9 protein-coding genes and 1 rRNA gene (1 of these 10 running past the window's edge) are annotated in these 15,463 nt (G+C 48.9%); 1 reads left to right on the top strand and 9 read right to left on the bottom strand.

Annotation, left to right across the window (positions count from 1 at the left end):
* The 8 genes from V7R82_RS02090 to V7R82_RS02055 all read right to left on the bottom strand — a co-directional run.
* Nucleotides 1-617, bottom strand: a 16S ribosomal RNA gene (locus V7R82_RS02090); it reaches 938 nt to the left of the window's first position.
* A 366-nt stretch (nt 618-983) separates the two neighbouring features.
* Nucleotides 984-2,912, bottom strand: coding sequence for a DUF2207 domain-containing protein (locus V7R82_RS02085; protein ID WP_311468715.1), 1,929 nt, complete (start codon nt 2,910-2,912; stop codon nt 984-986).
* Between the two features lie 14 nt (nt 2,913-2,926).
* Nucleotides 2,927-3,781 (bottom strand): two-component system regulatory protein YycI, encoded by an 855-nt coding sequence (gene yycI, locus V7R82_RS02080; RefSeq protein WP_306487111.1) that lies wholly within the window; start codon nt 3,779-3,781, stop codon nt 2,927-2,929.
* The gene (yycH, locus tag V7R82_RS02075; RefSeq protein WP_338543128.1) at nt 3,781-5,178 is read right to left on the bottom strand and encodes a two-component system activity regulator YycH; all 1,398 of its coding nucleotides are present in this window, start codon (nt 5,176-5,178) and stop codon (nt 3,781-3,783) included. Before yycH ends, yycI begins: the two co-directional genes overlap by 1 nt.
* Nucleotides 5,178-7,028 carry a cell wall metabolism sensor histidine kinase WalK gene (gene walK, locus V7R82_RS02070; RefSeq protein ID WP_338543127.1) on the bottom strand — a complete coding sequence of 617 codons (1,851 nt, stop codon included), beginning with the start codon at nt 7,026-7,028 and terminating at the stop codon, nt 5,178-5,180. The genes yycH and walK overlap by 1 nt, the downstream gene beginning before the upstream one ends.
* 13 nt (nt 7,029-7,041) lie before the next feature.
* A complete protein-coding gene (gene yycF / locus V7R82_RS02065) occupies nt 7,042-7,746 on the bottom strand; it encodes a response regulator YycF (protein WP_070756843.1) in 705 nt (234 codons plus the stop codon).
* Nucleotides 7,747-7,981: 235 nt separating this feature from the next.
* The gene (locus V7R82_RS02060; RefSeq protein WP_070756841.1) at nt 7,982-9,361 is read right to left on the bottom strand and encodes a L,D-transpeptidase family protein; all 1,380 of its coding nucleotides are present in this window, start codon (nt 9,359-9,361) and stop codon (nt 7,982-7,984) included.
* A gap of 81 nt (nt 9,362-9,442) precedes the next feature.
* A complete protein-coding gene (locus V7R82_RS02055; protein ID WP_338543126.1) occupies nt 9,443-11,131 on the bottom strand; it encodes a Cof-type HAD-IIB family hydrolase in 1,689 nt (562 codons plus the stop codon).
* 152 nt (nt 11,132-11,283) lie between these two features.
* Between V7R82_RS02055 and V7R82_RS02050 the strand changes: the two genes are divergently transcribed.
* Nucleotides 11,284-12,222 carry a nuclease-related domain-containing protein gene (locus tag V7R82_RS02050; protein WP_338543125.1) on the top strand — a complete coding sequence of 313 codons (939 nt, stop codon included), beginning with the start codon at nt 11,284-11,286 and terminating at the stop codon, nt 12,220-12,222.
* A gap of 372 nt (nt 12,223-12,594) precedes the next feature.
* Here the strand turns inward: V7R82_RS02050 and V7R82_RS02045 are convergent, their stop codons facing one another.
* Nucleotides 12,595-15,267 (bottom strand): cation-translocating P-type ATPase, encoded by a 2,673-nt coding sequence (locus V7R82_RS02045; protein WP_338543124.1) that lies wholly within the window; start codon nt 15,265-15,267, stop codon nt 12,595-12,597.
* Nucleotides 15,268-15,463 lie beyond the last annotated feature (196 nt).

Below are 15,463 nucleotides of genomic sequence, written 5' to 3'. Positions count from 1 at the left end.
ACATCAGACTTAAAAGACCGCCTACACTCCCTTTACGCCCAATAAATCCGGACAACGCTCGCCACCTACGTATTACCGCGGCTGCTGGCACGTAGTTAGCCGTGGCTTTCTGGTTAGATACCGTCACACGCATAACAGTTACTCTATGCGCTGTTCTTCTCTAACAACAGAGCTTTACGATCCGAAGACCTTCTTCACTCACGCGGCGTTGCTCCGTCAGACTTGCGTCCATTGCGGAAGATTCCCTACTGCTGCCTCCCGTAGGAGTTTGGGCCGTGTCTCAGTCCCAATGTGGCCGATCACCCTCTCAGGTCGGCTATGCATCATTGCCTTGGTAGGCCGTTACCCTACCAACTAGCTAATGCACCGCGGGTCCATCTCTTAGCGATAGCTTGCGCCACCTTTCCTCACAGAATCATGTGATCCCATGTCCTATGCGGTATTAGCAGTCGTTTCCGACTGTTATCCCCCACTATGAGGTAGGTTACCCACGTGTTACTCACCCGTTCGCCACTCACCTTGACCAAGTGCAAGCACTCAGTCGCGGTTCGTTCGACTTGCATGTATTAGGCACGCCGCCAGCGTTCGTCCTGAGCCAGGATCAAACTCTCATGAAAAATTTCATAAGTCTACTTGACTCATTTCTTTACTAGCTTGTTTTTTACCCAGCTTGTCTGCTGCCGAATTGTTGGTTGTTCATCAAGTTTCCTCGATGACCCTCACATTCTTGGTGTGTCTTTGTTTAGTTTTCAATGTGCTCGTCGTCACTACGTGACAACTTTTATATCATACCACCCTGCATTGGAGAAGTCAACACTTTTTTTCGACTTTCTCAAATATTTTTTCGGATAGTTGGTCTGTCATTTTCAGACGAACATTAATATATCACGCCGCTTAGTCAGAGTCAAGCCCAAATGCTAAGAAATTTTCATAAGTTACAAAATCAAGAAAAAGACCGGGACAAAGTCCCAGTCTTCGATTTATTAGAAGCCACTTGCGCCGCCACCACCACCGGAACCACCGGAGGAGCCACCACTGAAGCCACCACCGAAACCACCGGAGTTACTACCGGAGTATGAGTGGTCTTGGCTATAAGCGGAAGCCGAGCTCACGTTAGATGAGATGGATTGGCTGAGCACATGACTGTAGAGGCCTGTATTATAGTACATTGGATAGTAGGTCATACCTTCTACCAATTCTGCTTGTGTGAATTGAACCTTGAGGGCATCCAAGACCTTATCCGCTATCCCAAAGGCAATGGCATAAACTAGATATTCTTCCCAAAGAGCTAGGGAAGCAATGTCTCGCATATTCATTTGCCCCACATCTTCTAGCATCTTGGCAAAGCCATGCCACTCTTGATAGAGTTGGTCTTCCTCTGCCGTCCGGAGTGGTCGGACTGACACGGTAATCATAAAGATCACATTCAGGACGATTTCCAAGAGGGCTAGGCCCAGTGCAATCCAACCTACTTGTTGTAGGAAGGGATGATTGGTGGCCATATAGCCTGCAAAGAGGGCTGCCCCACCTAAGATGACATTAAGGATAATGGCCCCAATAGCTTGGAAACGTAGGCTATTATTCTTGTCTCGAGCCGATTCCACTAATTGTGATCCGGCGATGCTAGCACGGCTTTGGAAGTTTTCGTAGGCTGCCAAGCGCTTCTTGGCAAAATGCCGGTTCTTCTTCATGCGTTTTTCCAAGTCTTCTAAGGTGACACTGGTTTCATCATCTGGGAAGAGGAAGGTCAAGACTGCCCGTTCGTGACCTTGAAGCGGATAGTCGGCTACCTCGTCTGTCAGCTTGGTGACACGCGCGGTCATGGAACTATTGCTGAAGATGCCGCGATTTTCGCGACGTTCTTCCTCTAGCTCCAAATACCCCTTACGGGCTAAGTCAGCAACTGTTGCTGAGAAGTCATCGGGATTAGGTTCCCCACTAGACCGGAAAACAGCGGAAGTGACCACTGCTGGCGCCGTATGTGAGGGCAAGTTGTAGTTGTGAATTGGCAATTGAACCGGATTAGGATTCAACTGGCGACGTAACTTAAAGTATTTACGCCAGAGGTGAAAGGGAAGCAAGGACATGAGAATCATAGCGCCCCACTGGACCGCGCTAGTGGTATACTTCTGGCTTTCATAGGCCTTGCGGTCTGCCTCAGCTTGGGCAGCTTCCTTAGATTCAATTTCTGTCTTCATATTCTGATTGACGACATTGGTGTTATGTGGCGTCAAGGACGTTGGGAAAATGGTATGCACTTCGACAAAGCGATTGGCTGGTGTTCCATTAGACTTAAGAATCACGACAGAGCGCCCATTTTCTTGGCCCAGTTCTACTGTCCCGCTTCCGGTCCCACCGTGGGCCCAGGCTTTGAAACTATCCTTATCGGTAATTTGGCCTGGTGGCAGAATGACCTTGGCAGTAACGTCGGTTTTGAAGTCAACACCTTCCCCAATTAGCTTACGGTTGAATTCCGCTGTATCGGCATAGTTGGTCACGATGTGATTGAGGGTATACTCGGCCACAAAGGTTACCTTCTTATTGCTAACAGGGTAGTAAGCCTTGAAAGTTCTGATGTTACGGTTGGATTGGATGTGGAAGGTCTTAGGCTGCTTGGAGTCCAACTTATCCTCAGTGAACTCCTCTAGCTTGTTGCCATTTTCGACACCGATTTTGTAGGCACCTAATTCAAAGCCACCTGTATCCACCTTGAGGAGGGCACCATTCATGAAACTGGCGTCAAAGACCCATTTCTGGGTAAATTTAACATTCCCTTCAGCCGTAATCTCGGCAGTGACATCTTGATTGGTAATCTTATAAGATACTTCGGCAGCACGTATCTGACTAATAGGTCCCGCAAGCGCGAGCACTAGGGCCATTAATGCTAACCAAAAGAATGAGCGTCGCTTCATCTTATTTTCCTCCTTTATGGGCTTGTGACGTTGGTATTAGGCTTGGTCACTACTTGGTGTTCCACCGCGTCGACCAGGACGGTACGTGTACTTGCTTCATCTTGACTATAGGTAATCTCCCAAACAGGCGTATAGACATCGAAGTCCTGCAAATTAACCGTACGATAGTAACCTAGGCTAATTTGTTGGATAGTCGAGCCATCCGGAATATAGGTATCGACCCGGGTCTCCAGAAGTTTGAGGGCATCCTTGACACTAATCAGTGCAATGGGTTGGTCCAAGACCTTAAAATCACTCTGATAGGTCTGGGTGTATTCCCGCAATTGGAAATCCGCATTGAAACTCAGTCGCAACTCAGAACTCCCGTCCAAGACAGGGTAGCCATCATAAGCCACCATGTAGAAGGTTAGGGTACGAGATTCTGGACTGAAGGACCAAACCGTATATTCTGCCCCCCGAACAAAGTATTCAGGCCGATCCAAGAAATTACGGCGAATGTCTTCTACCTGCTCCTGGGTCAAGGTCTTGCTATCGCGATCAAGTCCGAGACCCAAATCCAGTGGCTGATCAAAGGTCGATTGTAAGACGCCATTATTATAACGGGCGGTCTGACCTTGAAGGGTGCCACGCTCCTTGTCGAGGACTTGGCTAGTTTCCGTCTTAACAACGGGCAGCTGATAGCTTTCATTTGATAGGGTCTGGTTGATTTTAATGTTACGGTTTTTGAGCTGGGTCTCAATGCTGACATTGGCGACCTGCCCACTATTTGTTTGTCTGACCTGCTGCTTGGTAATCAGGGTAAAGGCCAGATAGGCATCGAAGAAGATGAAGAAGATTAAGAGTAAAATCTGGGTTCGTTTAAAATCCATTATTCTTGGCCCCCTTCATCTAGGGTATTTACACCTTGTGGGCTGGTCCCCTCATCCGAACTAGCAGATTCCTGGCCATGTCGTAACTCACCGCGATTAAGGCGTTCCAAGGAGATATAGCGCCCCTTGTATTCGACATAGTACTTAGGAATAAAGGTCACCAGCTGGAAGTTCTCCATATTGGCCTGCCATTCATAGGCCACAAAAATCTGGTCTAAATCAGTCGTCACCATACCTTGTTCATGCAGTTGGGAAACCAAGCTACTTGCTGCATCTAGGTCGGTTGCTTTACTCTTGTCGTCAATATGCGAACGCAGGCTCAGGAAGGAGCCGGAAAAGCGTGTCACCTTGGGCGACAAATTAAATTGTAGGCCTAAGTAATAAGGCGAGGCATCCGACATGAGCGGATAGCCGTCTAGATAGCGCTGGTAATAGAGCGTGTTAGTACTATTATTGGTGGTCAAACGCAGGCCTTGGGTCCAGACTCCGTATTTCTTCATTTCGGCAAATGAATCCATGATAATCTGGTCGCGATGGACCGAACTGCGGTTCTGAACGGCTTCGCTCCGCGCAGTGTAGACGTGACTATCGGAGTTGACATCGAGTTCCAAGTCCAAGGTCTTGTATTTTTTCTCCCCACTCTCACCGCTATCGGTAATGGAGTAGTTGTCCGAACCGAAGAAGAGACCAATCAGATTGGCTTCCGATTCTTTCTTAAGGGTATAGACCTGACTTGGCAGACTAAAGGCTTCCGTCCGAATCAATGCCTTGCCCTTGGCCAAAGGCACTTGGGACATGGCGGTCCAAGTACTCAAGTCTTGAATCAGGCTCTGATAGAGGCTAGCAAAGTCCCAGCCATTGAGGGGCACCCGCACATAGGTCTCATCGACCTGATTGACTAAGTAGAGAGCTTGGGGCTCCTCTTTCAAGAGCCAGATTTGGTCAGCTTCAAAATCGAGTGGCGGGCCGTCCTTAGACTTGAACCATTGTCCCCACAAGGAGACTGGCAAACGGTCAGCAAAACGCAGAATCAAACGAGGACTGGTCGACATGTTAGCAAAAGTCGTTGAGGACTCTACCACATCAAAGTCGCCCCCTAGTTCACTCGGTGTCTGAGCTAAGGCTGCCGTCACCTGGTCCAGATGACTGGCACTAGCCTCCCAGTAACCGCCTGCTTCATAGGCATCTAGGGCTACGGGAGCTAGCACATCGGTTAACTTCATGCCGGCTACTTGCCGATTGAGACTATCCACTTGCTCATTACGAACGGTTTGTTGTGGCGTTTGCGAATTAGCACCATAGAGAAAATCAGGGTTGGTTAGAAGCAACCAAGAAAGGACCCCGCTGGTTAGGACAGCCAGAATTAAGGTAATAGGAATAAAGAGACGGCGAATCATCAATCATCCCACCCTTCATCGTCAAAGTCCATTTGCAGATAAGGGAGATCAAAGCCAAAGGTCGAACCCTTGCCTTCCACACTGGTCGCCCAGATTTTCCCACCATGCAGTTCAATGATTTCCTTGGAAATAGCCAGACCAAGCCCAGTCCCCCCCTGCTCACGTGACCGTGCCTTATCAACACGGTAGAAGCGTTGGAAGAGATGTGGGATATCCTTCTGCGGAATCCCTAGCCCCTGGTCCTTAATGGACAAGTGGACATGGGAATGGGAGTCTTCAATCTTCACGATGATGACACCCCCATCAGGAGAATACTTGATGGCATTGTTTAAGATATTATCAATCACTTGGGTCACGCGGTCCTGGTCAATTTCCAGGTAGATTTCCCGTGAGGTGAAATCCCGCTTAAGCTTGAATTTCTTCTGGTCAGGATTCTGTTCCAACATAAATTCAAAACGGTCCAGAATATGACTGACCATGCGCTTAAAGTCAATGTATTCTAGGTTGAGTTTATATTGACCTTCATGAATCTTGGATAGATCCAGCAGATTACCAATCATCCGCATCATACGGTCGGTCTCCAACTGAATAACATTGAGGAACTGCGGTGCAATGACCTGGTCCTGCCATGCCCCTTCGCGCAGGGCTTCGGTATAGGACTTAATGGAAGTCAAAGGCGTCCGCAATTCGTGGGAGACGTTGGATACAAAGTCCCGCCGTTCTTGCTCGGTCTTCTCTTGTTCGGTGACGTCTGTTAAGACACAGACAACCCCGGTAACGAAGCCAGTCTCACGGCGAATAACGGAGAATTCCCCCTTGAGGATGGAATACTCCCCATGGTCTACCCAATCCATGAGGATTTCCCGGTCATCCCCTAGCAAGTCGGTCAAGGTATATTGATCCTTGAGCCGCAAGAGGCGAATTATGGAAATCCCGATGGCGGATTGTTGGTCGATACCCAAGAGTTGTAGGGCGCGCTCATTGACCAGTAGGACATTACCACGCCGGTCGGTCGCAATCACCCCGTCGGTCATATAACGAAGAATCCCGTCCAAACGTTGACGTTCGGATTCAATCAATTCTTGGGAGTCCTTAACCTTAACCGATAATTCATTAAGGGTCTTGGCTAGTTCACCCAACTCGTCATTACCAAAAATCTTGGCCGGGTAGTTATAAATCCCCTCCGAAATCCGCAGGGCTTGTTGGCGCATGTTTTCAATGGGCAAGGTTAAGCCTTGTGAGAGCACTAAGGCTAAGATAAAGCTCCCCACAATGGCAATGACAGCCGACTGGATGAAGACACTCATGACACTCTGGGTCTGTTCATAGACCCGGTTCATATTGGCCGTCACCCGGACAGCCCCTACCACCGTATTATTCGACTGACTCAAGATAGGCTTAATCGTGGTGTAGGTATGACGCTTGTTATTGACATCATACTCTGAAAACTTAGAAGAGCGTTGGCTAACCAACGCTTCCCTCACATTATTATCATTGGTCTTGGCCAGTGCTTCTGACTGGTCCAAGGCGTTATTTGACGCGATAATCCCATCCTTGGTATTGATGATTTGGATACGGGTCAAATTACTATTTGAGAAGGTATCAATAACCTGAGTCAGACGGGCGCGTTCATCCGTCTCACTCAAGCGTTCTTCTAAGATTGGCGTCACATTGTTAACCAAGAACTCTACCTGGGTATCGATTTGATCCTGGTAGTTCTTGAGCGTACGGCTCTCGTATTGGTTAACGAAGTAGACCCCCACGAATTGGAAAGCAATCAGCAGAATAATAATGATTTGAATCGGAATTTTAAAATGGATCGATTGAAATAATCGTCTGATTCGCTTCATATGCTAGAACTTCCTATTCTTGATCTGGATTCTTCAAGAGGTAGCCGACCCCACGACGAGTCACAATATAAGTTGGGTGGCTTGGAATATCTTCAATTTTCTCCCGCAGACGACGGATAGTCACGTCGACCGTCCGCACATCCCCGAAGTAATCATAGTCCCAAACAGTCTCAAGGAGATGTTCCCGGGTCATAACTTGGCCAATGTGGCGGGCTAGGTAGTGGAGTAATTCGAACTCCCGGTGGGTCAGTTCAATTTCTTCCCCGTGCTTGGAGATAATGTAGGCATCTTGGTGAATAACCAAATCTCCTACTACAATCTCGTTCTTGTTGACTTCTTGTGGCTCAGGTTCCTTGACTAGATTGCGACGCAAGTTAGCCTTAACTCGGGCAATGAGTTCACGGTTAGAGAATGGCTTGGTGACATAGTCATCTGCCCCTAACTCTAAACCTAAGACCTTGTCAATCTCTGAATCTTTGGCGGTTAACATGATAACTGGTACAGCGGATTGTTTGCGAATTTCACGACAAACTTCCAAACCGTCCATCTTTGGTAACATGAGGTCTAAAATCACTAAGTCTGGTTGACTCTTCTCGAATACCTCTAATGCTTGTTCACCATCATAAGCTTTTTCAATGGCATAGCCTTCGTTTTCTAAGTTAAAAGAAATAATATCAGAGATTGGCTTTTCATCATCTACGACTAGAATCTTTTTCATATGGTTCATCCTTTCTCATGACGTACTAGGTTCAAATGGGTGAGCCTTCCCCTTAAGGTCTCACTCCTTTATTATAGCGGGTTTTGCGGGAATATTAAAGCCCTTACGCTCAAGTTTTCTACTTATGTCAAAGCTTGCTCGGACTTGTAATCTAATAGACAAGTATTTGAAAAGAAACCTTAAACAAAAGGTAGGGCCTCTCGTTTAAGGTTTCCAAATTAAAGGCGTTCAATCATTAGAAGATAATAACTGGCATCCCGACTTCAACTAATTGGTAAACTTCTGCCATGGTACCTGGTGGTGTGTTGATACAGCCTAAAGAACCATTAGACAGGTAGGCTTCGCCCCCGAAGGAAGCTTGCCAGTTGGCATCGTGAATCCCTTGGCCAGTGTCATCAAATGGAATCCAGTAATCAACCGGTTGTTGATATTCCTTCTGAGTATGTGGGTTGTAACCCTTGAGGGTTGAAGGAGACTCCTTATTCCAAGAAGCGTAGGCCCCGGGGATAGTGGTCGTCCCAGGGCGACCGGTTACGACTGGTGTTTCCAGCACCTTCTTACCATCCTTGTAAATAAACATCATTTGGTGGGCAATGTCGACTTCGACATAGCTTGGACCGATATCATTTTCCTTGTCGGCATAACCCGTCCCAACAACCGTTGGTTCACGCTTGATGGTACCACCCTTGTTAAGGTCTGCTACAATCTTCTCTGCCTCTGCCTCAGAGTCAATGGACCAACCTAGGGTCCCTGGTTGCACATCGACCACCCCAGATAAGGTTGAAGCAAATTTACGCGTTTTATTGATGGTCGCGTATTTGGTGTTGAGTTCCTTGACATAGTCTTGGACCTTGCTTTGGTCTACTACCAAGTTATTAGACTCATCGAATTGAATCCAGTCATTGATTTTATCTTTAGGAACGACTTCTTCCTTGCCTGAGATAGTCAAGGTAATTTTGGTATCCGCGACCTTGTTAATTTGATCCATGACTTGGGTAATCTTAGGATCATCACTCTTGATTTTTGGCTCTTGGTAGGCCGAATTGATTTCAACCGAGGTGTTACCTGATTGCACTTGAGAAACAATCAGTTCCTTAACCTTAGCTACGTCTAATTGGTTACCGGATTTTTCAGGGGTGACATGGTAACCTTGTCCGTTAGAATACTCGATCTTAGCATCTTCAGCCGCTGTCCGGTTTTGGTTGTTCAAGCCAAAGCCATCCAGAGTCTTGCTAAGGTTCTCGTCGTTAAAAGCCACGTGATTGAGCAAGACATTCTTATATTCGGTGGTGTTGAAGAAACTACCTACCCAACCGGTTGGGTCTTGTGAATTATAAGCTGATTCCAAAGCCTTGTTGGCATCTACTTGGACACCTGCTTGTTCTAAGGTAAAACGTCCTACTTCTTTGCCGTTCTCTAGAATGGTCACTTCCTTCTGGTTAAGGTCCTTGCCAATCTTATCCTCCGCTTCCGCTAAGGTTAAGTTGGAAATATCCAAGGAGCCAAATTTAGTATTGGCTTGGAATTTCTGGGCGTAGAAGCCTACGCCGGCACTATAGCCCAAACCAGCTAACAGTAAAACTGTTGTCGAGCCAATGATTAATCCTTTTTTCATGATTTCTCGTCCTCACTTTTTCTCTTATTCAAATACAGATTTTAGCATCGAATTGTGAATTTTCTTTGACCCTTCCATTAATTATTCTATATGATTTTGTTTCTTTTGTAATATGAGGGTCTCAATGGCATGTGAAACGCCATCTTCTTCATTGGTTAAAGTCACAAAGTCAGCCTTGGCTTTGAGGTCGTCTGAGGCATTGCCCATGGCTACCGCACAGCCGGCAAAATCTAACATCTCGACATCATTAGCCGCATCGCCTAGAGCCATGACTTGCTCAGGACGCAGACCTAAGTGACGGGCCAACTGGTCTAATCCACTGGCCTTAGAAACACCAACCGGCAGAAATTCTAGGATAACCTTCTGGCTCCGCACCATGGACAGAGCTTGCCAGTCGGTCGCCTCAATGGTCGGAATCCAAGCATCTAGCACTGCTTCCGGCGCCAGAATCATGGCCTTATTGAGTTGGCTATTGGCCAGGAAGTCTTCTTGGGAGATTGGTGTCACGTCTGTTTTAAGAAACTGGGCGTCGCGGGCAACCAAGGCATTGGGTGCGGGATCCCCTACTAAGTAGAGGTGATCGCGGTCAAAGGCCACCAGCTGGGCCCCCTGGTCCTTAAGGGGCGCCACTAGTTCCAGCGCCCGTTGCCGTGCCGCTTGGGTCAAGAAGCGTTGGAAGACTGATTGGAAAGGCGCTTGGGCCGACAAGGTTTGCGCCCCATTTTGCAGAATCATAAAGTCCGACTCGCTTAAGAAAGGCAGCTCCGGCACATAGAAGTCCACCCCAGGTAGGGTCCGACCGGTACAGATGACAATCTTAATGCCGGCCTCATGCGCCCGGGCCAGAGTGGCGACGTTGGTAGCACTAATGGTTTTTTGGTTGGTCAGCAGGGTGCCATCCAGATCAATGGCAATTAAACCAATGTCCTGAGCTAGTTCTTGGCCAGATTCCTTGCTGTCTTCTATTTGTTCGGCGGCCATTTGTTGGAACTCGTTAAGGGCAGGCGCCGCCGCTTGGCGTTTGGACTCGGCTTTTGCTGCCACTTGTTGGCACCAGGTCTTATCCCATTGGGTGGCTAAGAAGTCCTCTACCTCTATTTCCTTTTCCTTGCGGACCATGAGCAGACCATCGCCTAAAGGCAAGAGGCAGGCCCGCTGGTCTTGATCGGTCAAGACAGCTTGGAAGAGTTCATTGAGCTTGCGATGAATCTTGCGCACCCGCTTAGGCCGTGTATCTAAGGCATCCATGATGGTGCCCGCTTGCAGGACATCATCAATCAGCAGGACACCCCCCATCTTAAGCAGACGCATGCAGTAAGGATAGAACTCCAGGTACTTGGCCTTGGCGCTATCCATAAAAATCAGATCATAGTGATTAGCCGGTAAGGTAGGCAGGATATCAGCCGCATCCCCTTCTAGGACTGTCACCTTATCCGCCAGACCGGCCTGCTCAAAGTTGGACTTAGCGCGTTCAAACATGAGGGCGTAGCGGTCAATCGTGGTTAAGTGGCCGTCAGATGCTAGGTGTTGAGCCATAAGACTAGCCGAAAAGCCAATGGCGGTCCCGATTTCCAGGATTTGGTGCGGCTGGGTTGTAGCACAGAAAAAGTCCAAGAACTTGGCTGTTTCGTGAGGCACCACCGGAATCCCATTGGCATTAGCAAAGGCCTCCAACTGACCTACGACTCCTTCAAAAGGCAGTTGCCCCTCCCGCATCAAGTCGATTATTTTCTGCATGACCACTGGCCGGTGCATCATCTCGTTCAACATAGTCCTGTCTCCTTCTCCTGACTTATTCACTGTCTATTATAATGGAAAAGACTTAAAAGCAAAAGACCCAGCCCTTCTCATCAAACTTTTAGGCCTGGATTTGGTGCGAGAAGGAAGCTTTTGGGGTATTTATATAAGAAGGAGGAAGTGCCATGTACCATCAAGAGGCAAGATTTTATCAACTTATCAAGCAAAGAGGCCACTTATCCCAGGAGGACGAGACAGACTACCTGCGTCTCCTGACTGGCTTAGAGGGCGAGGCGAGGCTTGCCCAAGTGATTCAAGACTTGGGGCTGTCTACTTTTTATCTGACTGATTTATGGATCCCCCTGGGAAAGGGCACGCAAATCGACGGGCTTTTGCTGGTGCCCCAGGGGCTCTATCTAGTGGAAATCAAGCATTATGGCGGGCAGTTTCTCTATCAAGGATTTGCTTCCAGACTCAACGGGCGCCCTTATCAGCACGACTTACTGGGGCAAATAGCCCGAGCCCAGAGCTTGTTGCAGCAATTTCTTAGGAGTCAGCAATTAGACTGCCAGTTAGTGTCCAAGTTGATTTTCAGCCAGGACCATTTGCAGGTCGAGGGGTTAGCTGCGGGTCAATATATGCTGTGGCCGCAGGCGCTGGCATGGCTTCAGGGGCTGGCAGACCAGATGGCAGGTCAGACTTGCAGTCGGCGCCAGCAGCTAGTCTTGGATTTACTGGGGCCGCTCCAACATGCCAGCCCCTATCGACCGCGCCAATTGACTTCCATCGAGCGCCAAACTCTGCTAAGCGGTATTGGCTGCCCACGTTGTTTGCGGCTGGGCATGACTTGTAGTCGTTATAAGGTTTCCTGCCCACATTGTGGGTTTAGGGAAGATAAAGCAGCCGCCTGTTTGCGAAGCGCCTGTGAGTGGGCTTTGTTAAATCATGACCTGCCGCTGAGTCGCTCGGCAATTTCCAACTATATGGGAAGCAAGCAATTGGACCGCACCCTACAACGCCAACTAGCTAAATATTTCCACCCACTCCACAAAGGCCACCACGCCTGCTACCAAAATGACTACGCCACCGTTTATCAGTGCCTGTCTCAGTATGATGGAGTCTGAAGTTGGGGAGCCACGTCGTGTTGGAGGCCCAACGCGTCATGGCGGGCTCCCAATGCGACATGGCGTGCTCGTTTTGCGCCCTTTTTGGGTGTTTTGGTGCCTTTGGGCTCGTGCCACGTCGTGTTGGAGGCCCAACACGACATGGCGGGCTCCCAATACGACGTGGCGCGCTCGTTTTACCCTCTTTTTGGGGGATTTGGACCCTTGGAACTCGACCCACGTCGTGTTGGAGGCCCAACGCGTCATGGCGGGTTCCCAATGCGACGTGACGCGCTTTTTTTACCTCCTTTCGGGCTGTTTTGGCGCCTTTGTCTGGGCACTTCAACAAAAAAAGCCACCTCCGAACTAAGTCAGAGGTGGCAGGCCTAATGCTTATTTGGTTTCTTGTTTGCTTAACTTGTCAGCTAGGCCACTAGTGCGTAGGCCCCACTTGATGAGTTCGACTAGCACGATGATGCTGAAGGATACAGCGAGTACCAAGCCCCATTGTGGTAGGGTTGGCGCAGTCACATCGAAGAAGTCGTTGATGCCTGGAACAACGATAACGCCTAGTAACATGACAGCCGACAAGAGGGCTGCGCCGTTAAGGAACTTGTTATCGAAGGCTTTCCCTGTGAAGAGAGAAGTGAAGACATACTTGACGTTGAAAGCATGGAAGAGTTGAATCAGACCTAAGGTCGCAAAGGCCATGGTTTCAGCCAAGTTTTCTTGGTGGTACCATTGACGAGCTAACCAGTAGATGAAGAGGGTCAGCGCACTTTCCAAGACGCCTTGGTAGAGGATACTTGGCAAGATACCGTTAGATAGGAAGCTAGACTCCTTAGTCCGTGGCGGACGATTCATCACATCTGGCTCGGCTTTTTCCATCCCCAAAGCAATGGCTGGGAAGACGTCCGTTACTAGGTTAATCCATAAGATATGAACAGGTTGCAAGATAGTCCAACCTAATAAGGTGGCTACGAAGAGGGTAATGACCTCACCCAAGTTAGCTGACAAGAGATATTGGACAGCCTTCTGGATGTTGGCGAAGACCTTACGCCCTTCTTCAACCGCCACGACGATGGTTTCAAAGTTATCGTCTGCTAGAACCATGTCAGAGGCACCCTTGGACACTTCGGTCCCGGTAATCCCCATGCCGACCCCGATATCTGCTTGCTTGAGGGAAGGCGCATCGTTAACCCCGTCCCCGGTCATGGACACGGTCTTACCTTTAGACTGCCAAGCCTTGATAATGCGCACCTTGTGCTCAGGCGATACGCGGGCGTAGACTGATAAGTCTTGGACACGCGCTTCTAATTCTTGATCAGAAATGGCATCCAGTTCGGCCCCGGTCATGACGTGATGGTGGTTGTCTTCGTTTGGATCCAAGATACCCAGACGTTCCGCAATGGCTTGCGCGGTTTCGGCGTGGTCACCGGTAATCATGACGGTCCGCATGCCGGCCCCTTTGGCTACGGCAATGGCATCCGCGGCTTCTTGACGCTCAGGGTCAATCATACCGACTAAACCAGCAAAGATTAAGTCATGTTCTAATTCCTCAGACTCGAACTTGCTAGGTAATTGATCAATAATCTTGTAAGCCCCTGCCAAGACACGTAAGGCCTGACGCGCCATGCCTGTATTTTCGGTCAAGATGGCTTGGCGATCAACATCGGTCAAGTCGGTCACTTGGCCACCAAAGTCCTTATGAAGGCAGCGTTTGAGCAATTGGTCTGGCGCCCCTTTGGTGGCTACCAGGTAGCGACCATCCGCTAGCGGGTGGACTGTCGTCATCAATTTACGGGTAGAGTCAAATGGAATCTCGCCCACCCGTGGGAAGCTAGCCAAGCGTTCAGCCAAAGGATAGCCCTTGTCTAAGGCAAACTTAACCATGGCAGTTTCGGTTGGATCCCCAATCAAATTACCTTCGGCGTCCACTTCCGTGTCGTTAGCCAAAACAATGGAACGTAAGAGCGGTAAATCTAAATCTAAGTCTTCAGAGGCATTGTGGAGAACCCCATCATAGTAGGCTTTTTCAATGGTCATCTTGTTAAGGGTCAAGGTCCCCGTCTTATCGGAACAGATAATTTGGGTCCCACCCAAGGTCTCAACGGCAGGCAAGGTCCGAACCAAGGCCTTACGGTCTGCCATAGTTTGAGTCCCGATAGAGAGGATAATGGTTGAAATGGCTGGCAAGCCTTCAGGGATGGCAGCCACGGCCAAGGAGATAGACACTAAGAGCATGTCGGGAATCTGACGGCCACGCAACAAACCAACGATGAAGGTCACAGCCGCAATGACTAAGATCATAATAGTCAAGGTCTTACCCAAACGGTCTTGGTCGCGTTGCAATGGGGTCTTGGTTTTCTCAGCACTGGCTAACATGCTAGCGATATGGCCGACTTCGGTATTCATCCCGGTTGCCGTTACAATGGCTAAGGCACGACCGTAAGTCACATTGGTGCTAGAGAAGACCATGTTATGGCGGTCCCCAATCCCGGCACCTTCTTCTGCAATCACGCTGATGTCCTTATCAACTGGCACCGATTCCCCAGTCAAGGCTGCTTCTTCAACCTTGAGTGAGTTGGCTTCAATCAAACGCATATCCGCTGGTACAATATCTCCAGCTTCCAATAAGACGATATCGCCTGGCACCAAGTCATGAGACTTAACGGTCATGACATTGCCATCACGGCGAACGCGAGCGTCAGGTGAAGCCATTTCCTTGAGGGCGTCAATGGCTTCTTCAGCCTTGGCTTCTTGGACTACCCCCATAATGGCGTTAAGCACCACCACTAGGAGAATGATGACCGCGTCGTGCCACTCATGGCTGGCCACGAAGGAGACAGCCGCCGCAATCACGAGGATGATAATCATGAAGTCCTTGAATTGCTCAATAAACTTCTGCAAGAGGGTTGAATGAGCTTCGGCCTTGAGTTCATTAGGACCGAACTCTTCCAAGCGTTGCGCAGCCACTGCAGCTGTCAAGCCCGTCTCAACATGGCTTTCTAAGCTGTCAATGACGGCTTGCGCCTCTTGGTTATAGGCTGATAATTTTGTTGACATAGTAACCTCCTATTTGATCCATTCCTTCATGCTGGCCGCCCCAGCTTGTAAAAAAAGACCTATGCCGCCACCCAACGAGTGAATCAGCATAAGTCTCACTATTTCAGTCAGTACCAGCAGCAGATGCTACATATTTGTTGATACCAACGAGCTAGGCTCTAGTTACTCCCTTATGAAGTCAATGGTTATATTACTC

The sequence above is a fragment of the Abiotrophia defectiva ATCC 49176 genome, from assembly GCF_037041345.1.
GTDB lineage: Bacteria > Bacillota > Bacilli > Lactobacillales > Aerococcaceae > Abiotrophia.
The sequence above is the reverse complement of the archived record's forward strand: the minus strand, read 5'-3'. Positions and strand labels throughout refer to the sequence as shown.